Origin of the sequence: Pseudomaricurvus alcaniphilus (assembly GCF_011440395.1) — a bacterium.
GTDB classification, from domain to species: domain Bacteria; phylum Pseudomonadota; class Gammaproteobacteria; order Pseudomonadales; family Cellvibrionaceae; genus Pseudomaricurvus; species Pseudomaricurvus alcaniphilus.
In genome coordinates, this window is the sequence record NZ_JAAOIX010000008.1 from 69482 (window position 1) to 92185 (window position 22704).

At 61.4% G+C, this 22704-nt stretch carries 21 protein-coding genes and 1 other RNA gene; 12 read left to right on the forward strand and 10 right to left on the reverse strand.

Annotated elements, in window-relative coordinates; genetic code table 11:
- Positions 1-9: 9 nt before the first annotated feature.
- The 3 genes from G8764_RS15380 to G8764_RS15390 form a co-directional block, all read right to left on the reverse strand.
- Positions 10-900, reverse strand: a complete 891-nt coding sequence (locus G8764_RS15380) for an alpha/beta fold hydrolase (RefSeq protein WP_166165558.1) — start codon at positions 898-900, stop codon at positions 10-12.
- 138 nt (positions 901-1038) lie between these two features.
- The gene (locus G8764_RS15385; protein WP_166165559.1) at positions 1039-2112 is read right to left on the reverse strand and encodes a Leu/Phe/Val dehydrogenase; all 1074 of its coding nucleotides are present in this window, start codon (positions 2110-2112) and stop codon (positions 1039-1041) included.
- Between the two features lie 11 nt (positions 2113-2123).
- The gene (locus tag G8764_RS15390) at positions 2124-5612 is read right to left on the reverse strand and encodes an indolepyruvate ferredoxin oxidoreductase family protein (RefSeq protein WP_166165560.1); all 3489 of its coding nucleotides are present in this window, start codon (positions 5610-5612) and stop codon (positions 2124-2126) included.
- 188 nt (positions 5613-5800) lie between these two features.
- On the opposite strand from G8764_RS15390, the gene G8764_RS15395 reads away from it, so the two are divergent.
- The gene (locus G8764_RS15395) at positions 5801-6277 is read left to right on the forward strand and encodes an Lrp/AsnC family transcriptional regulator (RefSeq protein ID WP_166165561.1); all 477 of its coding nucleotides are present in this window, start codon (positions 5801-5803) and stop codon (positions 6275-6277) included.
- Positions 6278-6313: 36 nt separating this feature from the next.
- Here the strand turns inward: G8764_RS15395 and G8764_RS15400 are convergent, their stop codons facing one another.
- The 4 genes from G8764_RS15400 to G8764_RS15415 all read right to left on the reverse strand — a co-directional run bounded on the left by G8764_RS15400 (position 6314) and on the right by G8764_RS15415 (position 11139).
- Positions 6314-7579, reverse strand: coding sequence for a UbiH/UbiF/VisC/COQ6 family ubiquinone biosynthesis hydroxylase (locus tag G8764_RS15400; RefSeq protein ID WP_166165562.1), 1266 nt, complete (start codon positions 7577-7579; stop codon positions 6314-6316).
- A gap of 327 nt (positions 7580-7906) precedes the next feature.
- Complete coding sequence (gene ubiH, locus G8764_RS15405) at positions 7907-9127, reverse strand: 2-octaprenyl-6-methoxyphenyl hydroxylase (RefSeq protein ID WP_166165563.1); 1221 nt, start codon at positions 9125-9127, stop codon at positions 7907-7909.
- A 24-nt stretch (positions 9128-9151) separates the two neighbouring features.
- Positions 9152-10468: a Xaa-Pro aminopeptidase gene (gene pepP / locus G8764_RS15410; RefSeq protein WP_166165564.1), complete on the reverse strand. Its 1317-nt coding sequence runs from the start codon at positions 10466-10468 to the stop codon at positions 9152-9154.
- An 80-nt stretch (positions 10469-10548) separates the two neighbouring features.
- On the reverse strand, positions 10549-11139 hold the full coding sequence (locus G8764_RS15415) for a UPF0149 family protein (protein ID WP_166165565.1): 591 nt from the start codon (positions 11137-11139) through the stop codon (positions 10549-10551).
- A 167-nt stretch (positions 11140-11306) separates the two neighbouring features.
- On the opposite strand from G8764_RS15415, the gene G8764_RS15420 reads away from it, so the two are divergent.
- From G8764_RS15420 to G8764_RS15435, 4 genes are all read left to right on the forward strand, one after another.
- On the forward strand, positions 11307-11537 hold the full coding sequence (locus G8764_RS15420) for a TIGR02449 family protein (RefSeq protein WP_166165566.1): 231 nt from the start codon (positions 11307-11309) through the stop codon (positions 11535-11537).
- A gap of 35 nt (positions 11538-11572) precedes the next feature.
- On the forward strand, positions 11573-11860 hold the full coding sequence (locus G8764_RS15425; protein WP_166165567.1) for a cell division protein ZapA: 288 nt from the start codon (positions 11573-11575) through the stop codon (positions 11858-11860).
- An 80-nt stretch (positions 11861-11940) separates the two neighbouring features.
- Positions 11941-12119: non-coding RNA, 6S RNA (gene ssrS, locus G8764_RS15430), on the forward strand.
- Positions 12120-12245: 126 nt separating this feature from the next.
- Positions 12246-12932 carry a 5-formyltetrahydrofolate cyclo-ligase gene (locus tag G8764_RS15435; protein ID WP_243748834.1) on the forward strand — a complete coding sequence of 229 codons (687 nt, stop codon included), beginning with the start codon at positions 12246-12248 and terminating at the stop codon, positions 12930-12932.
- A 77-nt stretch (positions 12933-13009) separates the two neighbouring features.
- On the opposite strand, the gene G8764_RS15440 is transcribed toward G8764_RS15435, so the two are convergent.
- The gene (locus tag G8764_RS15440) at positions 13010-14080 is read right to left on the reverse strand and encodes an endonuclease/exonuclease/phosphatase family protein (RefSeq protein ID WP_341806406.1); all 1071 of its coding nucleotides are present in this window, start codon (positions 14078-14080) and stop codon (positions 13010-13012) included.
- A 79-nt stretch (positions 14081-14159) separates the two neighbouring features.
- Entirely contained in the window at positions 14160-14636 is a 477-nt protein-coding gene (locus G8764_RS15445) for a peroxiredoxin (protein WP_166165569.1), read from the reverse strand.
- Between the two features lie 145 nt (positions 14637-14781).
- On the opposite strand from G8764_RS15445, the gene G8764_RS15450 reads away from it, so the two are divergent.
- The 7 genes from G8764_RS15450 to G8764_RS15480 all read left to right on the forward strand — a co-directional run bounded on the left by G8764_RS15450 (position 14782) and on the right by G8764_RS15480 (position 22156).
- Positions 14782-15831, forward strand: coding sequence for a phospholipase A (locus G8764_RS15450; protein ID WP_166165570.1), 1050 nt, complete (start codon positions 14782-14784; stop codon positions 15829-15831).
- Between the two features lie 69 nt (positions 15832-15900).
- Positions 15901-16929, forward strand: a complete 1029-nt coding sequence (locus G8764_RS15455) for a metalloregulator ArsR/SmtB family transcription factor (protein WP_166165571.1) — start codon at positions 15901-15903, stop codon at positions 16927-16929.
- On the forward strand, positions 16922-18136 hold the full coding sequence (metK, locus tag G8764_RS15460) for a methionine adenosyltransferase (RefSeq protein WP_166165572.1): 1215 nt from the start codon (positions 16922-16924) through the stop codon (positions 18134-18136). The genes G8764_RS15455 and metK overlap by 8 nt, the downstream gene beginning before the upstream one ends.
- A 51-nt stretch (positions 18137-18187) precedes the next feature.
- Positions 18188-19594 carry an adenosylhomocysteinase gene (gene ahcY, locus G8764_RS15465; protein WP_166165573.1) on the forward strand — a complete coding sequence of 469 codons (1407 nt, stop codon included), beginning with the start codon at positions 18188-18190 and terminating at the stop codon, positions 19592-19594.
- Between the two features lie 12 nt (positions 19595-19606).
- On the forward strand, positions 19607-20446 hold the full coding sequence (metF, locus tag G8764_RS15470; protein WP_166165574.1) for a methylenetetrahydrofolate reductase [NAD(P)H]: 840 nt from the start codon (positions 19607-19609) through the stop codon (positions 20444-20446).
- A 70-nt stretch (positions 20447-20516) separates the two neighbouring features.
- Positions 20517-21245, forward strand: coding sequence for a 16S rRNA (uracil(1498)-N(3))-methyltransferase (locus tag G8764_RS15475; protein WP_166165575.1), 729 nt, complete (start codon positions 20517-20519; stop codon positions 21243-21245).
- A gap of 38 nt (positions 21246-21283) precedes the next feature.
- On the forward strand, positions 21284-22156 hold the full coding sequence (locus G8764_RS15480; RefSeq protein WP_166165576.1) for an HDOD domain-containing protein: 873 nt from the start codon (positions 21284-21286) through the stop codon (positions 22154-22156).
- 51 nt (positions 22157-22207) lie between these two features.
- On the opposite strand, the gene G8764_RS15485 is transcribed toward G8764_RS15480, so the two are convergent.
- The gene (locus G8764_RS15485) at positions 22208-22699 is read right to left on the reverse strand and encodes a chemotaxis protein CheW (RefSeq protein WP_166165577.1); all 492 of its coding nucleotides are present in this window, start codon (positions 22697-22699) and stop codon (positions 22208-22210) included.
- Between the last annotated feature and the right edge of the window lie 5 nt (positions 22700-22704).

Below are 22704 nucleotides of genomic sequence, written 5' to 3' on the forward strand. Positions count from 1 at the left end.
AGTGCAGTGTCAGCCTGCGTCGGGCAAAGCCGTTTCGGCGTTGCGAATCAGCGCGGCCACCAGCTCCGGTTTTTCCAGTGGCAGAAAGTGAGTTTCTTCAGGCAGGAAAACATCTGTCCCCTGGGTAAACAGCCCCGCCAAACCCGGCCAGGTAGGTGAGTAGCGGAAGTCAGTCCGGGCTGCTTGCAGCGATGGTGCCTGCATGGCCCGCACCACCGTCACCGGAATATCCACCGCGGACAGTCGCGCCAGAATGTTGGACCCGGCCAGGCCGCCGGCATCGTAAATCCTGGCCTCAAAGGCCGGCGCACAGGCCAATTCCACCCCCTCTTGACCGGCTAGCTGGCGCACCCCGTACTGGCAGTAATCGGCCAGCACCTGGTGGTCGAACTCACTGTAGGGGGGCCGCTGGCGATAGCGCTGCTGCACCTCCTCCACGGACGCAAACTCGGCGCGACGCCTGGCGGCAAAGTGGCTTGGCTCCGCCGCCAATTGCTGTCCGGCAAAAGATTGATAAAACGCCGCAGAAAAAACCGTTGGGTCAATCAGCAACAAGCGCGAGAAGAGTGCCGCGTCCCGGGTTGCGGCGTTGACAATGCTATGGCCACCCATGGAGTGGCCGATTCCGAACGCCCTGCGCACACCCAGCTGCTGCAGCAACTGCAGCAAATCGACCGCAAAATCCTGCCAGCTGGTGAAGTGAGCAGCTTCACTGCGACCGTGGCCACGCAAGTCCAGCGCCAGCACATGGCGATCACCCAGCTGCTCGATAACCCGGTCCCAGCAGCGCCCGTGAAAGCCGGTGGCGTGGACAAATACCAGCGTCGGTTGCCGCCCCGCGAGTTCCGCGCGCCACTCATAAACAGCCAGCCTGACACCGTTGGCGGTGATAATTTTCATGCCCGGTTGAGCTGCAGCACTAACAACAGGTTGAAGCGACAAGCAAACCCTCCCCTCGCAAAATCACAATCGCAACGTAACAGTAGCAATAACCAGGGCGCAGTATAGTCATTTCAGGGAGGTGGTCAAAAGCCGGGCTCACGCGGCGTTGCCAACCGGCTGCTGCTTGCCCTCCAGGCGCTGGCGCGCCAGTTCGTCAGCGACCTGGTTGCTGGCCTCGCCGCGGGCAGTAGCTCGCTCGATGATCTGCGCCAGGGTGGCTTCAATTTGGCTGCCGATACGGCGATAACTGTCTTCCCGGGAAATACCCTGGCGCTGGAAATGGACCTCCATCAAGCCGCCGGCATTGATAACATAGTCGGGCAGGTAACAAATACCCCGCGCCTGCAGCGCCTTCCCCAGGTCGTCGTAAGCCAGTTGATTGTTGGCGGAACCGGCAATCACCCGGGCGCGCAACTGGTTGAGGGCGAGGTCATCTATGACCGCGCCCAGGGCACAGGGCGCAACCACATCCACCGGCTGGGAAAAGATATCCGCCACCCCCACTCCGGTGGCGCCCAGTTCGCTTATCGCCTGCTGCACTCGCTCCGGCACCGTATCAGCGACCCACAGTTGCGCACCGCGGGCGCGCAACTGCCGGGCCAGCTCATAGCCGACGTTGCCCAGCCCCTGGATGGCAACCCGCAAACCTTCGAGGTCAGTGCGCCCGAGGCAGCTGCGGGCCGCATAGCTAATGCCCGCCAGCACGCCATGGGCAGTAGCCGGTGACGGGTCGCCGTGCTGACGCACGCCGCCGTCACCGCCGACACCGGCAACATGGGCAGTGCGGGTGGCCATCACCCGGACATCCTGCTCATTGATTCCGGAATCTTCGGCGACCACGTAGGCACCATTGAAGCTGTCGATAAAACACCCCATGGCCTGCAGCAGGGCTTCGCTCTTGTGTTGTCGCGGATCGCCGATAATCACCGACTTGCCGCCTCCCAGGGGCAGGTTGGCCAGGGCCGCCTTGTAGGTCATACCGCGGGACAGGCGCAGCACATCGTCCAGCGCCTCGTAGCTGTTGCGGTAGGGAAACATGCGGCAGCCGCCCAGGGCGTGGCCGAGCCGGGTATTGTGAATGGCCACTATCGCCCGCAGGCCACTGGCCTTATCCTGGCAGAATGCCACCCGCTCGTGGTCGTCAAAAGATCTGTGTTCGAACACGCTCATATCGTCACCTCTCAACTCACCTTATCCAGTTCAACGATGCGCACCGGCGACTCCCCTGTGCCTTCGAACTGCGCCAGCAGTTGCTCATGCTTGCTGCGCCAGTGTGCCACCGACTGCTCTTTGATATGGCCGAAGCCGCGGATTTTCTCCACCGCGGCCACCAGTTCCGTCGCCGCGGCCAGGTTGTCCCGGCTCAGGCACGGCAGTACTCTTGTTTCAATCAGGGTTTCGAATTCGCGCAACAGGTTCCGCTCCAGCTTGCGCTCCGCACTGTAACCAAATATATCCAGCGCCGTGTGGCGCAAGAATTTGAGTTTCGCCAGCAGGCCGAACAGGCGCATCAGCCAGGGGCCAAACTCCCGCTTCAGCGGCTTGCCAGTGTGCCGGTCGCGCTTCGCCACCAGCGGTGCGGCGAGGTGAAAATGCAGTTCGAAGTCGCCCTCGAACTGCGCCTCGATCTGGCGCTTGAAGCTGCCATCACTGAACAGTCGCGCCACCTCGTACTCGTCCTTGATGGCCAGCAATTTGAAGTAACTCTTTGCCACCGCCTTGCTGAACTCGAGGCTGGAGTCTGGATCCAGGCTCCGCTCCCGCTCGCGACAGGCTTCGACAAACTGGCGATAGCGTTGGGCGTAAGCCCGGTTCTGGTATTGGGCCAGGTACTCTTCGCGCCAGCTGAGAATATCCTCGTATTCGGTGAGGCAGCTGAACTCCTGGCCTTTGCTCGGCAGGCGCTGCAGCAGCCCCGGGTAGTCATGGGCGGCAACTCGGCCCCAGGCAAACGCCCGTTTGTTGAACTCCACCGCCACCTGGTTGAGCTCGATCGCGCCGAGGATTGACTCCTGCTTGAGCGGGATCAGGCCGCGCTGCCAGGCGTAGCCCAGCAACAGGCAGTTGGCGCCGATGCTATCGCCCATCAAATCCAGCGCCAGTTGGCTGGCATTGATAAAACCGCACTTCTCTTCCCCCACCTCATCGCTGATCGCTTTTTTCATGGCCACCTTGGGAAAGCGCGCATCGGGGTTGGCGGTAAACTCCGCGGTCGGCGACTCGTAGTCGTTGATCACCGCGTGGGATATTTCCTGGTTGACCTTGGCCAGCGCCTCGGCCCCGGCCGCCACCACCAGGTCGCAACCGAGCAGCAAATGGGCATCGCCAGCGGGCACCCGCACCGCGTGAATATCAGCCTGGGACTCGCCAATGCGCACATGGGACACCACCGCGCCGAATTTTTGCGCCAGCCCGGTCAGGTTCAGCACCGAACAGCCCTTGCTCTCCAGGTGAGCCGCCATGCCCAGCATGGAGCTGATGGTGAGCACGCCGGTGCCACCAATGCCGGCCATAACAATATTCCAGGGCTGGCGCAGGGCCGGCAATTGCGGCTCGGGCAAATCGCCGAACTCCGCGGGCTGCAATTCACTGGCGCTTTTTTTCAATTGGCCGCCGTGCACCGTAACGAAACTCGGGCAAAAGCCATCGACGCAACTGTAGTCCTTGTTACAGGCGTTCTGGTCGATGACCCGCTTGCGCCCCAGTTCGGTCTCCCGGGGCAGCACCGACAGGCAATTGGACACCACTCCGCAGTCGCCACAACCTTCACAGACAGCGGTATTGATAAACACCCGCTTGGCGGGATCGGGATACTGGTGCTGCTTGCGCCGGCGACGCTTTTCCGCGGCGCAGGTCTGGTCGTAGATGATGGCGGTGGTGCCACTGACTTCGCGCAGCTCCTTTTGAATGGCGTCCAGCTGGCGCCGGTGATCGATGCTCAAACCACTGAAGCGGGGAAAATCCGCCGGGTATTTGTCCGGCTCGTCCGTGACCACGGCTATGCGCTCCAGCCCCTCGTCGCGCAGCTGCATGACCAGTTGCGCAACACTGAGGGCGCCGTCCAGGGGCTGGCCCCCGGTCATGGCCACCGCGTCGTTGTAGAGGATCTTGTAGGTGATATTGACCCCCGCCGCCACCGCTGCCCGAATGGCCAACAGGCCGGAGTGGAAATAAGTGCCGTCGCCCAGGTTCTGGAACACGTGTTTGGTATCAGTGAACGGCGCCTGGCCCAGCCAGGTGGCTCCCTCACCCCCCATCTGGGTAAAGGTATCGGTGCGCCGGTTCATCCAGGTCACCATATAGTGACAGCCAATACCGGCCATGGCCCGCGACCCCTCCGGCACCTTGGTGGAGGTGTTGTGGGGGCAGCCGGAGCAGTAGTGGGGAATGCGCTCAATCAACTCCCGCGGCCGTGCCAGTGACTGCTCCTTGCGTCGCAGGAAGTCCAGCCGCCGTTCGATCTCGTCACTGCGGTAAAAAGGTTGCAGCCGCGCGGCAATGGCCCGGGCCACCATGGCCGGTGTCAGTTCGCCCAAATTGGTGAGCAGCACCTGGCCGTGTTCGTCGTACTCCCCCACCACCTTGGGACGTTCGTGCACCGGCCAGTTATAGAGCTGGCCGGTGAGCTGGTCCTCGATCACCGAGCGCTTCTCTTCCACCACCAGGATTTCAATCAGGCCCTTGGCGAACTCATGGGTCGCCACCGGCTCCAGCGGCCACGGCATGCCCACCTTGAACACGCGCAAACCGATGGCCGCGGCCTTGGCCTCATCGATGCCAAGGTCATCCAGTGCCTGCAACACATCGAGGTAGGCCTTGCCGGAGGTAATGATACCCAGCTTGGCGGCCGGCGAGTCGTGGGTCACGTAGTTGAGGTTGTTGACCCGGGCAAACTCCCGGGCGGCGTAGATTTTATAGCGGTTGAGACGCTCTTCCTGCTCCAGCGGCCGGTCCGGCCAGCGCGCGTGCAAACCACCTTCCGGCATCTGGAACTTGTCGGGCAGGTGGATAGTGATGCGGCCGGGGTCGATGTCCGCGGAGATGGACGAATCCATATTCTCGGTGATGGCCTTCAGGCCCACCCAGCAGCCGCTGTAGCGGGACAGCTCCCAGCCCATAATGCCGAGGTCGAGCACCTCCTGTACATTGGCCGGGGCCAGTACCGGTGCCGAGGCAGCAATAAATGAATGTTCACTCTGGTGCGGCAGGGTGGATGATTTGCAGGCGTGGTCATCGCCCACCACCGCCAGCACACCGCCGTATTTTGAGGTGCCAAAGGCATTGGCGTGTTTGAGCACGTCCATGGAGCGATCGAGGCCCGGGCCCTTGCCGTACCACATGGCAAAGACGCCATCGTACTTCGCCCCGGCAAACAGGTTGACCTGCTGGCTGCCCCACACGGCGGTCATGGCCAGGTCTTCGTTGACGCCGGGCCGAAACACTATGTGGTGCGGATCGAGAAAGGGGCGGGCCTGCCACAGGGCCTGGTCGAGGCCACCGAGGGGTGAGCCGCGATAGCCGGAGATAAAGCCGGCGGTGTTCAAGCCGCGATTGAGGTCGCGCTGGTGCTGCAACATCGGCAGCCGCACCAGCGCCTCAATGCCGGACAGATAGGCTCTGCCGGAACTGAGGCGATACTTGTCATCGAGTTGAATATTGGCACTGCCCATAATGCTCACTCCGGCCACACTGAGGTATCCATAGTGATTATTCGCGCTAAAAGTGCACGAATAACGTCGACACGAACGACTACAACGCAATATTAAATGATCGAGGCTGGAATTATTTTGTTATCTTTATTCAAAAACCTACATAATTGAAATATCTATGCATAAACATCTTTAAAAACGGAATAATCATGCAAACCAACTTATCCGCTACCGACCTGAAAATCCTCAAGCAACTGCAGAGCGATGCCAGCCTCACTGCCGCCGAGTTGGCCAGCCGAGTGGGCCTGTCCCAGAGCCCCTGCTGGCGCCGGGTCAATAAACTACTGGAAGAAGGCTATATCCAAAAGCGCGTCGCGCTGCTGAACGCGGAGAAGCTGGGCATGGACGTGGTGGTTTTTTGCAGCGTCAACCTCTCCGCCCACGGGCGCCAAAGTCTGGAGGAATTTGAGCAGGCGGTGGCACAACTGCCGGAGGTCATCGAGTGCTACACCATGACCGGCACCATGGATTACATGCTGAAGATCGTCACCCGGGATATTCGCCACTACGAAAAATTTGTCCGCACCTTTCTCGCCCAGATGCCCGGCATTCAGGAGATTCATTCCAATATCGCCGTCACCGCCATCAAAAACACCACCGCCCTGCCGCTGGACACCCAGCTCTGATCGCCAGCCAGGATCACAGCGACGCGGAGGCGTTCTTTACAGCCCCATGGCCTGCTTGACCACGGCATTTTTCAGCAGCGGCAGGCTGTTGAGGGTGCGCATGCCCTCGTTGCGGGCCCAGCGCACCGGCAACTGGTCGGCCCCGAACAGGCGCTTGAAGGCCTCCATCAGGGCCATCATGCCGAGGTTATGACCGCGCCGATTGCGCTGGTAGCGCTTCAGGATCGAAGGCTCACTAAGGGGCAGCTGCCGGCTTTGGGCGCGCAGGATTTCATCGCGCAGGGCGGCCACATCGAGAAGGCCGAGATTGGCCCCCTGCCCGGCCAGGGGGTGGATGGTGTGGGCGGCATCCCCCAGCAGGGCGAGACCGGGGCCGATATATTCAGTGGCGTGACGCTGGCGCAACGGAAAGTCAAAGCGCCGGGCCACAGCGGTCACCTCCCCCAGGCGCTGCTCAAAGGCCGCACCCAGGCGCTGCTGGAACCGGGCGTCGCTCAACTGCATCAGCTCTCCCGCCAGCTCCGGCGTGACCGACCAGACGATGGAGCTGTAGTGACTGCAGAGGCCGTCGTCGAGCGCGACCTGCAACGGCAAAAAGGCCAGCGGACCGCTATCGAGGAAGCGCTGCCAGGCGGTGTAGCCATGGGATTCGCTGGTGCGCACGGTGGTCACTATGGCCCGCTGACCGTAGTCCCACTCGCGGGTGGGAATACCCGCCAGCTGGCGCAGCTTCGAGTTAGCGCCATCGGCGGCCAGCACCAGCGGCGCCACCAGGCGGCGGTCGTCGTCCAGCTGCAGCTGGGATAGCCCCTGCTCATCATCCCGCTGGAGCTCCAACACCCGGGCCGGGCGCAGCAGGCTGACAGCCGGATTTTGCCCCAGGCGCTCAAGCAGCGCGCGGGTCACCACACTGCTCTCGACGATATGGCCGAGATTGCGCTGCTGCACCTCGCGGCAGTCAAAGTGAATGTGGCCGGTGCCGGCGGCGTCCCACACCTCCATATCGGTGTAGGCACAGGCCCGCTCCGCGCAGATTTGAGTCCAGGCGCCGACGCTGTCGAGCAGTTGCTCGGAGGCTCGGGTCAGGGCCACCACCCGGGGATCAAACTCGCAGCCGCTAAAGCGGGCCGGCTCCGCGCCCGCGTCCAGCACGGCGATGCGCAACGGCGCAGCACCCACTTGCCCTTCAGTAAAAGCCAGCGCACAGGCCATGGCAGCGCCCACCAGACCGGCACCGACAATAATTACGTCATATTCAAGGGCTGGCGCGGGCACTGCTCGCGCGCTATCGGAATCACTCATAAGATTTCCTAATTACCACCTAGGCTAAGCTTTCGTGCAGCCGGCACTATGTTAGGTCTGGCTTCGGGGGCTTGCTTTCAAGACCCTCGACAGCAGGGATGCTGTCGTGGAGCCTCGAGCCCGCCCCGCGAGCGGAGCGAGTGCTTTGGGTGCATGGATGGAACCTGAGCCTGCCCCGCGAGCGCAGCGAGTGCTTTGGGCACGGCGAGTCTTGAAAGCAAGCCCCTGGAGCCAGGCCGGGAGCAAAGCTGCTGTCCCAAGGGCTACAGGGTATATGTTTACTATCGCCGATAACTGGCTTATTCATAGGCGTAATTAGGTAAGGGTTTACAAGATTACACGCCGCGAGGCGTTGCCCATAGTCTGGCGCGCCAGCATGCCCTTCGCGGGCGGCAGGCACTCCAGGCCGAAAAAACCCAGCCCGCGCAGCGCCGCCTGCGGCAGGCCAGTGCTGGAAAACAACTTGGTCAATTGATCGCTAAAGCCAATGGTGGTTTGCTGATCCAGCTGCTGCTGGCACTGGTACTGCTGCAGCAAGGCGATGCTGCCCAGCGGCTGGTCTGCCCCGGCTTGCTGCAGGCAGGTCGCCAGCGCGGCGCAGTCGCGCAGGGCCAGGTTAAAACCCTGCCCGGCGACCGGGTGGAGAAAGTGGGCGGCATTGCCCATCAGCACGATCGAGGAGCGAATTTGCTCCCTCGCCACCGACAAGCTGAGGGGATAGCTGTCCCGTCGCCCCACCTGCAACAGGCGCCCGAGTCGATAACCGAAACGCTGCTGCAGCAGCTCAAGAAACTGCTCATCGTCGAGCGCCATAACCGCCTCTGCCCGGTCACTGGGGTGGGTCCAGACCAGGGCACTTTGCTGGCCACTGGCGCCACCCAAAGGCAGCATGGCCAGCGGCCCGGCGTCGGTAAAGCGCTCGTAGGCAACCCCTTGGTGGGGCAGCTCATAACTGATATTGGCGATAATGGCGGTCTGCTGGTAGTCCTGCCGGTCGACATCGATACCCAGGCTCTGGCGCAGGCCGGAGTTGGCGCCGTCGGCCACCACCGCGAGCTCGGAGTGAACACTTACCTCTTCGCCATCCCTCTCCACCTGCAGCTCCACGCCCCCGACCCGGGGCTGCAAGCGGCGCACAGTGGCGGGCGCCAGCAGGCTGATATTGGCCAGCCCCTGCAGATGGGCCAGCAACACCCGGCCGATCCAGGCGTTGGGCACCACGTAGCCCAGCGCCTCGACCTGCAGCTGTTGCCGGTCGATCAGCGCTCCGCCGAGATGACCGCGATCGGACACATGCACCCGCTTAATGGGCGTGGCAAAGCGCGCCAGTTGCGGCCAGACCCCGGCCAGCTGCAGCAGCTCGACACTGCCGTGGGCAATGGCGGTGGAACGCTCGTCGTAACCGGGCTGAAAGCTGTCCGTTGCCGCGGCCGGCGGCGCAAAGGCCTCCACCAGCGCAATTTGCCAGCGCTCGTTGGCCGCTGCCAACAGCGCCGCCAGCGCCGCGCCCACCATGCCGCCGCCGACAATGGTGATGTGTGTTTGCATTGCTTGCCCGCTCGCGTTCACGGTTCAGCGCTCCGCCATCAGCGCTTCGATGTCATCCACCGACTTCGGCGCCGCCTCGGTCAGCACCTCACAGCCGGTCTTGGTCACTACCACGTCATCCTCAACGCGGATACCGATGCCGCGCCAACGCTCTTCCACGTCGGTATTGTTGGGCGCCACATAGATGCCGGGCTCCACCGTCATGCACATACCCGGCTCCAGCAGGCGCCACTGGCCGCCGACGCGGTAATCGCCAACATCGTGTACATCCAGCCCCAGCCAGTGCCCGGTGCGGTGCATATAGAAAGGCTTGTAAGCCTCTGTCTCCAGCAGCGTATCCAGCTCACCCTGCAGCAGACCCAGCTCGCGCAAGCCGTCGGTGATGACCCGCACCGCCGCATCGTGGGGCTCCTCCCAGTGGCGGCCCGGCGCGATCGCCGCAATAGCGGCCGCCTGGGCCTGCAGCACAATCTCGTAGAGCGCCCGTTGCTCGGCGCTGAATTTGCCGTTAACCGGGAAAGTGCGGGTGATATCGGCGGCGTAGTACTCGTATTCACAGCCGGCATCGATCAGCACCAGGTCGCCGTTTTTCAGGGGCGCGGAGTTGTCCACATAGTGCAGTATGCAGCCGTTTTTGCCGCCGCCGACGATGCTGTTATAGGCCGGGAAGCGGGCGCCGTTGCTGGCGAACTGGTGCTGGATTTCAGCCTCCAGCTGATATTCACCCATACCCGGACGGCAGGCCTGCATGGCGCGGGTATGGGCGTCGGCCGAGATCGCCCCGGCCCGCTTCATCAGCTTGATTTCCGCAGCGCTCTTGTACAGGCGCATGTCGTGTAAAAAGTGATCGAGGTCGAGAAACTCGCCCGGTGGGATGGCCCCCAGCCGGGCCCGCCCGCGAATGGTATTGACCCAGCCCATGACCCGGTGGTCAAAGTCCCGGTCCCGCCCCATGGAATAGTAGACCCGCTCGCGCCCCTCGATAAGGCCCGGCAGAATGTCGTCGATGTCGTCGATGGGAAAGGCGTCGTCGGCGCCAAAGTCGCTGCAGGCCCCCTCCGGACCCGCTCGATAGCCGTTCCAGAGTTCTTTTTCCCGATCGCGCTCGCGGCAGAACATCACGTATTCGCCGTGCTCACGATCGGGAATCAGGGCGATCACTGCCTCCGGCTCGACAAACCCGCTCAGGTAATAAAAGTCACTGTCCTGGCGGTAGGGGTATTCGGTGTCGCGGGAGCGGATTTTTTCCGGCGCTGCCGGCAGGATGGCAATACTGTTGGGTTCCATCATTGCCATCAGTCGCTTGCGGCGACGGGCAAACTCTTGTTTACCTATTTTCATAGTTTCTGCTAACTAGCCTCTACTCTTAAACTATTGAACCCACTGACAGGCAATTGTGACCGCACGGATCGACGCACCATTCAGTGCAGCACCCGCTTGTCTGACGCCTGGCGGCCAAAATCCGCGAACAGGGTCAACACCGCCATGCGCACATATTCGACAATTTCGGTGAAACTGGTTTCGGCGTCCTCTTCTTCATCTTCGAGGCCATCGTCGATATTGGCGATGGCCGCCAGGTCCCGCAGCGCCTCGGCACACTCCGCCGAAAACTTCTGCTGTGGATCCAAACCGGAGCTGCCGAAACCCGACAGAAAACCGTGGCACCACTCACCGAGGGCACTGCTGCGCTGGGCCAGCGTGGCCTCGTCGCCCGGCAGTAGCAAATCAAAGCGATACTGGCTGTCTTCCAGTTGCGCCAGGGTCACCGGGTACAACCTCGCCAGGGCGGCCTGGCCCTGGCCCTCGCTGTCGCCCACAACGCCGTTCTCATCGGTAATAATATCGAGAAAAGCCAGCGCTTCCAGCAGCCATTGCTCCTGGCTCAGGCGGGCCCCACCGCTCAATTTTCCACACAGCATACCGTGTAACTCGGACGGGCTATTGAGTGCTCCCAGGGGGACGAGATAGTGGTTTAATTCGACAAACGCAATCAGGGGTTCCACAGTAGACATAATTAATCCGCTTAAAATTCGCGCCAAATGCTATCACGATTCCGGCCGCCGTGCCTGCCGCCACTGGCATCCCGGGCTGAAATAGTGGGCGCCCTTGTTGACCGCCTTCAAGCCGCACCATATAGTTGTGCGGGCACAGCTCAACCAACCACCACAGACCTCACCCCATGGCCGACCATCCGCTAGCAACACTTGAATCAAAACTGGACCAATTACTGGCAGAGTGCCAACGCCTGCGGCGGGAAAACGCCGCCCTGCACAAGCAGGCCGCCGGTTTTAAAGAGAAAGAAGAAGGCTGGTTGCAGGAGCGCTCCCGCCTGATCGAAAAAAACGACCTGGCCCGCACCCGGGTGGAGGCCATGATCACCCGTCTGAAGAGCCTGGAAGAGCAAGCCTGACCCCACTATTTGATTCAACCCCCAAAGGACGTTATATGAGCGGTACCATGTTTGTGAAAATCCTCGACAAGGAATACCAGGTGGCCTGCCCGCCCGGCGAGGAGCAAGCGTTAAACCAGGCGGCGCGGACCCTGGACGAGCGGATGCGCAGCATTCGTGGCAAGAGCAGTGTGATTGGCCTGGAGCGCATCGCGGTGATGGCCGCACTCAACCTGAGTCATGAATTGTTGCAAGCCAACAGCGTCGCCAACAGCAAGGCCCGGGATGAAGCGGTCATCCAGCGGCTAACCAGCAAAGTAGAACAAGCCCTGAGCAACGACTAGCCAGCACTGCATGCCGGCCATACTCGCCTTCCCAATAAAAATCAATCTGTAAGAAAACCTGCTTCTGGTCTATACTTGAATTCACCCTGGAGTGTTGGCCAGTCGACAAGTCCTCGAGCCGATAATCTGTACCCCGGGGGTGACTCGCCAGTATCAGTGTGCATGTCCGCCTGACGGAAAGCCTGAGATGCTGCAGGAACCCCCACCCTTGAGCCTCTCGGTTCAAGGCCAAGTTGACAGCCGCACATCCGGGGTTTCCACACATCTGTCATACCGGTCGAGACCGCCTCAAGGTCGATTCTGCATTGGCCATTACCAATCGGTATTGGCCGCAAATAGATCGGTCGGTAACAAGTCGGTCAGTAACAAGTTGGTCGGTAATAAATTGGTCGATTCCCCCCTGGTCAATACCACATCGATTGCCAGCCGCCGGCAACTGCGCCAACAGCTGCGCCAGCGCCGCCGGGCACTGTCACCGCAACAGCAGAAAATTGCCGCCCTCAAACTGGCCCGCAACCTCAAGCGTCAGCCGCTGTTTATACGCTGTAAGCACATTGCGTTTTATTTGCCCAACGACGGCGAGATCGATCCCCAACCGCTGATTCGCACCGCGCTGCAACTGGGCAAACACTGCTACCTGCCGGTATTGCGCCCGCTGCAACAAAACAGCCTGTACTTTATTCGCTACACCGCCAGCAGCCCGCTGCGCCCCAATCGCTTCAACATTCCCGAGCCGGCGCTGCGCCGGCGGGGCCTGCCAGCCAATTTACTGGATGTGGTGCTGTTGCCGCTGGTGGGCTTTGATTCCCGCGGCGGCCGACTGGGCATGGGCGGCGGCTTTTACGATCGCACCTTTGCCTTCAAGCTGTCCGACAGCGGCAAGAGCGACCGCGGACAGCGGCGACCCTATTTGCTGGGGCTGGCGCACAGCTGCCAACAAGTCGATTCACTGCCGCTGGCCAGCTGGGACATCCCCCTGCACGCAGTGGTGACCGATGAAGCTATTTTCATGAGTGCCAGCAACGGCCAGCAGCGCGACTTCCTGCCCTCATCGGGAAACGTCCCCCCGTGAACTGAACGCTGTTGCCGGGCTGGTTGTTATTCGGATAAATTGTTGCTCGGATAGATTGTTACCCGGATGAATTGTTGTCAGTGCAACTGCAGTTCGGCAATCACCGGCAGGTGATCGGAAACATCCAGCGTATCGTGCTGTCGCACCCGACCTGCCAGCAAGCGCCACTGCGGGCTGTAGAAGATGTAATCAATGGTTCGATCCGGTGCGCTTATCTGCGGATTATTGGGGAAATGGGTATACCAGCGGGCGGCGTCCGGCCCGGTCAAATCTTCCAGGGCGGGCACTGCGCCGTACTCCCGGTAGAGACTGGCGAGCGCCGTCTGCGCATCGTACTGTCGCGCCAGGCGCTGCCACTGACGACCGCCATCCGGCGGCAACATATTGAAATCCCCACCCAGCACCCAGGCAACATTGCCCGCGTCCAGTGCTTGCAACAACTCAAGCGTGGTCGCAGTCTGTGCCGCCATCAGGTTACTGCCCGCACCCCAGGCGTCAAAATGGGTATTGAGTATGGCGACCTGCGTATCGGAGTCGGAGTCCAGGCGGGTTTCAAGCACGGCGCGCTGGAAGTAGAAATGACGGGTGACAAAATCATTGTCCATCAACGGCAACTGGTGCCGGCGAGCGGCACTGAGGGAATAGCGCGACAGAGTCACCAGCTTCATACTGACCGCGCCCATGATTTTGGGGTGCGGTACCAGGCCGGCCTTCCAGTACCAGGCGGCCGCCGAACAGGGGTACGCCGCCGCGCCGAGGCGTTGCTGTAACTCAGTCAGTTGCTCGACATGGTGGGTGCGGCTGTCATCCGCATCGTTGATTTCCTGCAACAGCACCAGGTCCGGGGATTCGTCGCGAATCAGCTCCGCAACTCGATCGAGGGTGCTGGCCACCGCCGCCACGGATGGACGCCGGTCGGGGCCATTTTCCACATCGTAGTAGAAGAAATAGCCCTTGCCAGCCATGTACTGGACATTAAAACTCATGACCTTGAGTGGCGCGCTGGTCGGCCAGGCCGGCGCAGCCCGGTCGCACTGCACCGCCACCTCCAGCAGCGGCGGGTAGCTGGGCACGCTGGTCCAGATCAGCATGCCCGCCACCCAACTGGTAATTACCAGCAGCAGCAAACCGTAGAGCCGCAGTTTCACCTTGCTCAATCAGTACCTGCCTGTATTCGCGGCGCCGAGCAAAGCAACGAGCCGCGCAAGCTGCTGCCCTCGCTGCAGCTCACAGTGCCTCGAGGATGGTTTCAGCGCTGCTCTTCTCAATACCCTTGTCATCCACATTCAGCAGCTCCACAACGCCATCGTTGACGATCATGGCGTAGCGCTTGCTGCGCACCCCCAACTTGGCTCCGGTCAAGTCCAGGGTCAGGCCCAGCGCTTCGGCCAGCTCGCCATTGCCATCGGCCAGCATGGTGATGTGCTCAGCATTTTGGTCGCGCCCCCAGGCCGCCATCACGAACACGTCATTTACCGAGGTGCAGATAATGTCGTCCACCCCTTTGGCCTTGATCTTGTCAGCGTGAATCACAAAGCCCGGCATATGGGTGTTGGAGCAACCTGGGGTATAGGCCCCGGGCACCGCAAACAGAACCACCTTCTTGCCGGCCAGCAAACCATCCGTGGTGACCGCCTGCGGACCCTCGGCGCCCATGACTTGCAAGGCTATAGATGGTATTTTGTCGCCCACTTTGATTGTCATAACAGTTACCTTTATTTTGGGTATGCGTAAGTTTCGAAGTCTGATTCAATGTACCGCCGAACTCAAGTGACAGTTACAACAAACCGGTCATTTAGCATTGCGCTAATTTCCAGACACAATTTTTTGCGCCAATGAATTCAAGCCTATGAAAAAAACCAGCGCCCTGCTGTTTGCCCTGGTCGCCAACCCGGTGGAGGCAGCCCGTGCCGTCGACACGCTGGAAGAGTGCCGCGCCATGATCGCTGCTGCGGAGCGGCTGGCCTGCTATGACGCCATTTTTCTAGTGCCGCAAAGTGACGATTCGCTGCCGCCGGCGAGCGGCACTGCTGCCAGTGACGCTGCCGCTCAAACCGCTGCCAGCACCGCGGAACAAATACCGGCCAAACCAGCCAAGCGCAAGTTTCGCTATCGCCTGTTGGACGAAAATTTCTCAATCCAGCCCCACAGGCCCACTTACCTGCTGCCCTATACCTATACCACCAGAGTCAATACCGTCCCCTTTGCCAATGCCAGTGCAACCGACAGCAGCGACGCCGGCCCGACCGTGGAAGCGGATCGCGAGGAGGTCAAGTTCCAAATCAGCTTTAAAATCCCGCTGGCCACCGACCTGCTGCTCAAGGACGCTACCCTCTGGGCTGGCTACAGCCAGGTGTCACTGTGGCAAATGTACAATACGGACGCCTCGGCCCCCTTTCGGGAAACCAACTACGAGCCGGAGATATTCTGGCAGGTGCCGACCTCACTGGAGCTGTTCGGCGTCGCCCTGGACAGCGTCAGCCTGGGCTTTAATCACCAGTCCAACGGTCGCGGCCAGGATTTGTCACGCAGCTGGAACCGGATCTTCAGTGAAGTGGAGCTGAGCCACAATCGCTGGACCATGGCGCTGCGCCCCTGGTATCGGCTGCCGGAAGACGCGGAGGACGACGACAACCCCGACATCGACGACTACCTCGGCTACGGCGATATATCGGTGCGCTACAAATGGCACTCCGACTTGTCCCTCACCACCCAGCTGCGGCACAACTTTCACTCCCGCCAGCCTCGCACTTCCGTCAATATGGCACTGGTGTTTCCCCTGGCCGGGCCCCTCAATGGCTATTTCGAATACGTCAATGGCTACGGCGAAACGCTCATCGACTACAACCGGCGCACCCGCCGAGTGGGCATCGGAGTCATCCTCAATGAGTGGAAGTAGCTGCGGGCGGCGCCAAAAACTATATCAAAATATTTTGATATAGCTGTAAAGCCCTGCTAGACTGCCGCCATGACTCAGCAATTGCACGCCGAGCTTGTGGCCGGCCCCGACCTCACCCACGACCTGGCAGCGACCCTCAAGGCCGCCAGTGACCCGCTGCGGCTGGAGGTTTTGCGCCTGCTGGCCAGGGATTCATTCGGGGTGATGGAATTGAGCCGCATCTTCGCCATCAAGCAGTCCGGTATGAGCCACCACCTGAAAGTACTGGCCACCGCGGGCCTGGTGGCGACCCGGCGCGAAGGCAATTCCATCTACTACCGGCGCGCGCTGCCCGAGCAGCGGGACCCGCGCCGGGAGTTGCTCACCAGCCTGTTCGCTACCCTCGACCTGCAGCCTCTAAGCGCTGAGATACAGCAGCGCCAAGGGCAAGTCCAGGTGGAGCGAGCGCGGGCGTCGCAGGCATTTTTTACCGACAACGCCGGCAAATTCCGCGCCCAGCAGGACCTCATCGCCAGCTACCCGATTTACGCCGACGTGGTCACCGAACTGCTGACCAAAACGCCGCTCACGGCCACCGGCCGCGCGCTGGAGGTGGGACCCGGCGAAGGCGAATTCCTGGCCGTGCTGGCGCCGCGCTTCCAGCGCGTCAGCGCGCTGGACAATTCCGCCAGCATGCTGGACAAGGCCGCCACCGCTGCCCGCAACGCCGGGCTCGCCAATATCGACTTTATTCACGGCGATACCCGCGCTGCCCTGCAGCGCCAGCTGCGCGCCGACTGCGTGGTGGCCAACATGGTCCTGCACCACGTGGCCTCCCCCGCCAGCGTGTTTGACGATATCGGCAAATTGCTGAACCCCGGCGGGGTGCTGTTTATCACCGATCTCTGTCATCACGACCAGCAGTGGGCGCGAGAGGCCTGCGGCGATTTGTGGCTCGGCTTTGAGCCCGATGACCTGTCCGGCTGGGCCCACCAGGCCGGTCTGGAAGAGGGCTTGAGCCAGTACATCGCCCTGCGCAACGGTTTTCAAATTCAGGTTCGACAATTTTTCAGCCCCCTGCGGGGCACTGAGCACCAGGAGCACAACCACTATGTCTGAATATTCAATTTTTACCTCCGAGTCAGTCTCTGAAGGTCACCCGGACAAGATGGCGGACCAGATTTCCGACGCCATCCTGGATGCCGTAATCGCCCGCGACAAACACGCCCGGGTCGCCGTAGAGACTCTGGTCAAAACCGGCATGGCCATTGTCGCCGGCGAACTCACCACCTCTTGTTACGTCGATTTGGAAGACATTATCCGCGACGTTATCACCGGCATTGGCTACAACGGCTCCGACGTCGGCTACGACGGCGCCACCTGTGCCGTACTCAATGCCATTGGCAAGCAGTCGGTGGACATCAACCAGGGGGTTGACCGCGCCAGGCCTGAAGACCAGGGCGCCGGCGACCAGGGCCTGATGTTCGGCTACGCCACCAACGAGACCGAGAGCCTGATGCCGGCCCCGGTCTACTACGCCCACCGCCTGGTGGAGCGCCAGGCGCAACTGCGCAAGGACGGCGTGCTGCCGTGGCTGCGCCCGGACGCCAAGAGCCAGGTCACCCTGCGCTATGAAGACGGCAAGCCGGTGGCTATCGAGGCGGTGGTGCTGTCCACCCAGCACGACCCGGACATCTCCCAGGCCGACCTGCGCGATGCGGTGCTGGAGAATATTATCCAGCACGTACTGCCCGCCGAGCTGCTGCACGCCGGCACCCAGTACCACATCAACCCCACCGGTAAGTTTGTCATCGGTGGCCCGGTTGGCGATGCCGGCCTCACCGGCCGCAAAATCATTGTCGACACCTACGGCGGCATGGCGCGCCACGGCGGCGGCGCCTTCTCCGGCAAGGACCCGTCCAAAGTGGACCGCTCCGCCGCTTACGCCGGTCGCTATGTGGCCAAGAACGTGGTCGCCGCCGGTCTCGCCGAGCGCTGCGAAGTGCAGGTGTCCTACGCCATTGGCGTGGCCGAGCCCACCTCCATTTCCATCAACACCTTCGGCACCGGCAAGGTCAGTGATGGCCAGTTGATCGAGGCCATTCGCCAGGTATTTGACCTGCGCCCCTACGCCATCACCAAAGCCCTGGACCTGCTCCACCCCATGTACCAGCTGACCGCCGCCTACGGTCACTTCGGCCGCGAGCCATTCGAGCACACCTACAGCTGGAAGGAAAACGACGAGCAGAAATCCGATACCTTTACCGCCTTCAGCTGGGAAAAAACCGACAAGGTCGATGCCCTGAAAGCGGCCCTCAACGTTTAAGCAAACAAACACAAACTGGCGCCCGCAGGGCGCCGGCACAGGAGAGATACCATGACAAGCGCACAGAAAACTGCCACCGACACCTTTACCGACTACAAGGTCGCCGACCTGAGCCTGGCCAGCTGGGGGCGCAAGGAAATCGACATCGCCGAGGGCGAAATGCCGGCCCTGATGGCACTGCGTCGCAAGTACAAAGACGACCAGCCGCTGGCCGGGGCCCGCATCATGGGCTGCATCCATATGACCATCCAGACGGCGGTACTGATCGAAACCCTGATCGACCTCGGCGCCGAAGTGCGCTGGTCGTCCTGTAATATCTTCTCCACCCAGGATCACGCCGCCGCTGCCATTGCCGCCGCCGGTATCCCGGTATTCGCCTGGAAGGGCGAGACCGAGGAGGAGTTCCTCTGGTGTATCGAACAGACCATCCTGGCGAGCAAGGACGGCAGCGAAGTCTGGAACGCCAATATGATCCTCGACGACGGTGGTGACCTGACCGAAATGGTGCACAGCAAGTACCCGGACCTGCTGAACCACATCCACGGTATCTCCGAAGAGACCACCACCGGTGTGCACCGCCTGCTGGAAATGATGGAACAGGGCGAGCTGCTGGTACCGGCCATCAACGTCAACGACTCGGTCACCAAATCCAAGAACGACAACAAGTACGGCTGCCGCCACTCCCTCAATGACGCCATCAAGCGCGCCACTGACCACCTGCTGGCGGGCAAGAAGGCCCTGGTCATCGGCTACGGCGATGTGGGCAAGGGCTCCGCCGCCTCCCTGCGCCAGGAGGGCATGATCGTCAAGGTGACCGAGATCGACCCTATTTGCGCCATGCAGGCCTGCATGGACGGTTTTGAAGTGGTGTCCCCCTACAATAACGGCATCAATACTGGCGCAGTGGCCGACATCAACCGCGCGGTACTGGGCAATACCGACCTGGTGGTAACCACCACCGGCAACGTCAACGTCTGCGATGCGGCCATGCTGCAAAGCCTGAAAAGCGGCGCGGTCGTGTGCAATATCGGCCACTTTGACAACGAGATCGACACTGCCTTCCTGCGTAAGAATTACCAGTGGGACGAGGTCAAGCCCCAGGTGCACAAGATCTACCGGGACCAGGCCAGCAACGATCACCTGATCCTGTTGTCCGAGGGTCGCCTGGTCAACCTGGGCAATGCCACCGGTCACCCGTCGCGTATCATGGATGGCTCCTTTGCCAACCAGGTACTGGCGCAAATGTACCTCTACGAGCGCAAGTTTGCCGACCTGCCCGCCGCCGAAAAAGCGGCCGCCGTCTACCTCAAGGTACTGCCGAAAAAACTGGACGAGGAAGTGGCCCGCGATATGGTGGAAGGCTTTGGCGGCGTGGTGACCCAGCTGACCCCGACCCAGGCCAAATACATCAATGTCAAAGCCGAGGGCCCGTTCAAGCCCGAGTCCTACAAGTACTAGAGCGAGATCAACATGACCGACACCAGCCTGCGACTCAGCTTTGAATTCTTCCCGCCGAAAACACCGGCGGGCAAGGCCAACCTGGCCGGGGTACGCGATGAACTCAATAAACTGGGTCCCGAGTTTTTTTCGGTGACCTACGGCGCCGGCGGTTCAACCCGGGACAATACCCGCGGTATCGTGGTCGACTACCGCGCCGCCGGTGTCTCCATCGCGCCGCACCTGTCTTTCGGCGGTGACGACGAAGACACCATGAAGGCACTGCTGCAGTCCTACCAGGAGGCCGGCGTCGACCGTATCGTGGCGCTGCGCGGCGATATGCCCTCGGGCATGGGCGGCGCCTACCAGATGGTCTACGCCAACCAGCTGGTGGCGTTTATTCGCCAACACTTCGGCGACCAGTTCCAGCTGGAAGTGGCGGCTTACCCGGAGGTGCATCCCGAAGCGAGCAGTTACGACGCCGACCTGCGCTACCTGAAAGGCAAATTCGACGCCGGGGCCGACAGTGCAATTACCCAGTACTTCTACAACCCGGATGCCTACTTTTACTTTATGGACCAGTGCCAGCGGCAGGGCATTGACCAGCCCATCTACCCGGGCATTATGCCAATCCTGAATTACCGCAACCTGATCCGCTTTAGCGAGGGCTGCGGCGCGGAGATACCGCGCTGGCTGCGCAAGCGACTGGAAAGTTACGCCGACGACAGCGCCAGCATCAAGGCCTTTGGCATCGACCTGGTGTCGGAATTGTGCGAAACCCTGCTCGACAACGGTGCCCCGGGCCTGCATTTCTACACCATGAACCAGGCGGAGCCCACCACCACCATCGTGCGCAACCTGGAGCGCTTTTAAGCCACAGCGCTGACGAGCACGCTTACTGCCACTAGCTTACTGCCACTAAAAGAATAGACACGCCAACGCCATGCGCATACCGCGACTCTATACCTGCCAGCCGCTCAACAGCGGCGCGCAGTTGACCCTGGATGCAAGCGCCGCCCACTACCTGGGGCGGGTGTTGCGCATGGAGCCGGGCCGGCCACTGCTGCTGTTTAATGGTGAGGGCGGGGAGTTCAACGCAACCCTGCTGCAACTGGACAAAAAAAGTGCGCTGGTCGAGGTGGGTGAGTTTGCTGCCCAGGAGCGTGAATCGCCGCTGGCGATCCATCTCGGTATCGGTATATCCCGGGGTGAACGTATGGACTGGGTACTGCAGAAGGCCACGGAGCTGGGTGTCAGCGCCGTGACGCCGCTGTTTACCGAGCGCAGCGAAGTCAAACTGCGCGCCGAGCGACTGCAGAAAAAGCAGCAACACTGGCAGCAAATCATGATCTCTGCCTGCGAGCAGAGCCAGCGCACCCACCTGCCGGACTTGCAGGCGCCGCAGGAAGCCGCCGACTGGCTGGCGAGCATCAGCGACCCCTGCCGCTTTATTCTCCACCACCGCACCGACACGCGCCTGTCCGCGGCGTCGCGACCCACTTCCGTAACCCTTGCCATCGGGCCAGAGGGCGGTTTTTCCGACACCGAAATTGAGCGCGCCCTGGCCCTGCAATTCCAGCCCCTGGCACTGGGGCCGCGGGTGTTGCGCACCGAGACCGCGCCGGTGGCGGCGATCAGTATTTTGCAATTCTTGTGGGGCGATCTATCCTAGTGTCGTAACTCAGGGAATTCAGAGAGAGAAATCATCACATGTCAGCGGCCCAACCGACTACCTTTGCCATCTATCGCAAGGCCATTGAGCAGGTGATGCAGGGCGAGGAGCGCCTGCCCAGCCTGCCCAACATGACCTTTCAGATCCGCCGCGCCGCCAGTGACCCCAATACCACCATCAGCAAGCTGTGCAGCTTGATTGGCACCGACCCCAGCCTCAGTGTGGTCATCATGCGCCACTCCTCCAGCCCGGTTTTCCGAACCCTGGAGCAGGCCCGGGACCTGGAGAGCGCCGTGCGCCTGATGGGCATCGCCCACGTTGCCAATATCATCATGGCCCACAGCCTCAAGAGCCTGTTTATCAACAACAACCCGCAATTAAAGGCGCTGTTCGCCATCAGTTGGAAGCGCCAGGCGCTGAAGGCCTCCATGAGCCGCTTCCTGGCCAGTACTATTCCGGGTCAATCCGCCGATGAGGCCTTTATCTCCAGCTTGCTAAGTGAAGTGGGCACCCTCGCCATCCTGTCGTCCCTGAGTGGAGTGAAAGAGGTGCCCGATCAACGCACCTACCTGACCCTGTGCCGCCACTACAGCAAATCCCTGGCGACCATCATCCTGCGGCGCTGGGACCTGGACTCCAAGTACATCGAGATCACCAAGGAGTGCGGCAACTGGAGCGCCGCGGATAGCAGCAGCCCAGCCGGGGCGATGAGCACGCTCGACGTGGTCAATTTGTCCCTCTACCACAGCGTCTGCCTGCTCAAACCGGACCACAACCTGCCAGCACTGACCGGGCTGGCCTGTTTCCAGCGCCTGCCCGAGCGCCAGCAGCAGCTGGATGAGCGGGGTTTACTCAATGTGATCAGCCAGAACCTGAAGCAAATCGTGGCGGCGGCACAGGCATTTCACTAAGGCCCTGTGCCGGGAATGGACGGTAATGGTTCGAATCTCGCGGTTGACGCTTTAGCCGTTACTGCTGGAGCAGTCCAGGCAGGCCCGCTCCAGCGCGCTGAGATCGGGAATCACCAGCTCCTCGCCCTGCCACACAAGCCGCGCACTCTCAAATGAGCGCGGCCCGTTATCACTGGCCTGCAGATCTTGCTCGCTCACTTGCACCAGCTTCGGAATACCCTCGGTGGCAATGGCGATAAAGGGCAGGTCAGTACTCACCCCGGTATTGTTGAACACCGCGACGCGGGTGGTCGCCTGCAAGGGCGGCGCCGGTTCGCCACTGAGCAACTCCAGCGACAACAGCGGTACCCGCTGGCCACGCCAGGGAAAATCACCCAGCAGCCAGGCCGGGGCCGGGTCTACAGGCAGCGGTTCCAGGTAGGCAACAATTTCAGCTACCGCCACAGTGGGCACCAGCAGCACCCGTGATGCCAGCGGTATCATTAAACCGGGCAGCGATTCAGGCGCCGGTTGGGGCCGGCTCTGCAGACTGTTTTGCGTCATCTCGT

Excerpts from the sequence above, each read along its gene's own strand:
- G8764_RS15450 (WP_166165570.1), top strand. The coding sequence starts at position 14,782 with ATGAAAAAAACCAGCGCCCTGCTGTTTGCCCTGGTCGCCAACCCGGTG.
- G8764_RS15420 (WP_166165566.1), top strand. The coding sequence starts at position 11,307 with ATGGCCGACCATCCGCTAGCAACACTTGAATCAAAACTGGACCAATTA.
- G8764_RS15475 (WP_166165575.1), top strand. The coding sequence starts at position 20,517 with ATGCGCATACCGCGACTCTATACCTGCCAGCCGCTCAACAGCGGCGCG.
- G8764_RS15400 (WP_166165562.1), bottom strand. The coding sequence starts at position 7,579 with ATGAGTGATTCCGATAGCGCGCGAGCAGTGCCCGCGCCAGCCCTTGAA.
- G8764_RS15395 (WP_166165561.1), top strand. The coding sequence starts at position 5,801 with ATGCAAACCAACTTATCCGCTACCGACCTGAAAATCCTCAAGCAACTG.
- ahcY (WP_166165573.1), top strand. The coding sequence starts at position 18,188 with ATGACAAGCGCACAGAAAACTGCCACCGACACCTTTACCGACTACAAG.
- G8764_RS15480 (WP_166165576.1), top strand. The coding sequence starts at position 21,284 with ATGTCAGCGGCCCAACCGACTACCTTTGCCATCTATCGCAAGGCCATT.
- G8764_RS15455 (WP_166165571.1), top strand. The coding sequence starts at position 15,901 with ATGACTCAGCAATTGCACGCCGAGCTTGTGGCCGGCCCCGACCTCACC.
- G8764_RS15445 (WP_166165569.1), bottom strand. The coding sequence starts at position 14,636 with ATGACAATCAAAGTGGGCGACAAAATACCATCTATAGCCTTGCAAGTC.
- pepP (WP_166165564.1), bottom strand. The coding sequence starts at position 10,468 with ATGAAAATAGGTAAACAAGAGTTTGCCCGTCGCCGCAAGCGACTGATG.
- G8764_RS15390 (WP_166165560.1), bottom strand. The coding sequence starts at position 5,612 with ATGGGCAGTGCCAATATTCAACTCGATGACAAGTATCGCCTCAGTTCC.
- G8764_RS15425 (WP_166165567.1), top strand. The coding sequence starts at position 11,573 with ATGAGCGGTACCATGTTTGTGAAAATCCTCGACAAGGAATACCAGGTG.
- G8764_RS15415 (WP_166165565.1), bottom strand. The coding sequence starts at position 11,139 with ATGTCTACTGTGGAACCCCTGATTGCGTTTGTCGAATTAAACCACTAT.
- ubiH (WP_166165563.1), bottom strand. The coding sequence starts at position 9,127 with ATGCAAACACACATCACCATTGTCGGCGGCGGCATGGTGGGCGCGGCG.
- G8764_RS15385 (WP_166165559.1), bottom strand. The coding sequence starts at position 2,112 with ATGAGCGTGTTCGAACACAGATCTTTTGACGACCACGAGCGGGTGGCA.
- G8764_RS15380 (WP_166165558.1), bottom strand. The coding sequence starts at position 900 with ATGAAAATTATCACCGCCAACGGTGTCAGGCTGGCTGTTTATGAGTGG.
- metF (WP_166165574.1), top strand. The coding sequence starts at position 19,607 with ATGACCGACACCAGCCTGCGACTCAGCTTTGAATTCTTCCCGCCGAAA.
- metK (WP_166165572.1), top strand. The coding sequence starts at position 16,922 with ATGTCTGAATATTCAATTTTTACCTCCGAGTCAGTCTCTGAAGGTCAC.
- G8764_RS15485 (WP_166165577.1), bottom strand. The coding sequence starts at position 22,699 with ATGACGCAAAACAGTCTGCAGAGCCGGCCCCAACCGGCGCCTGAATCG.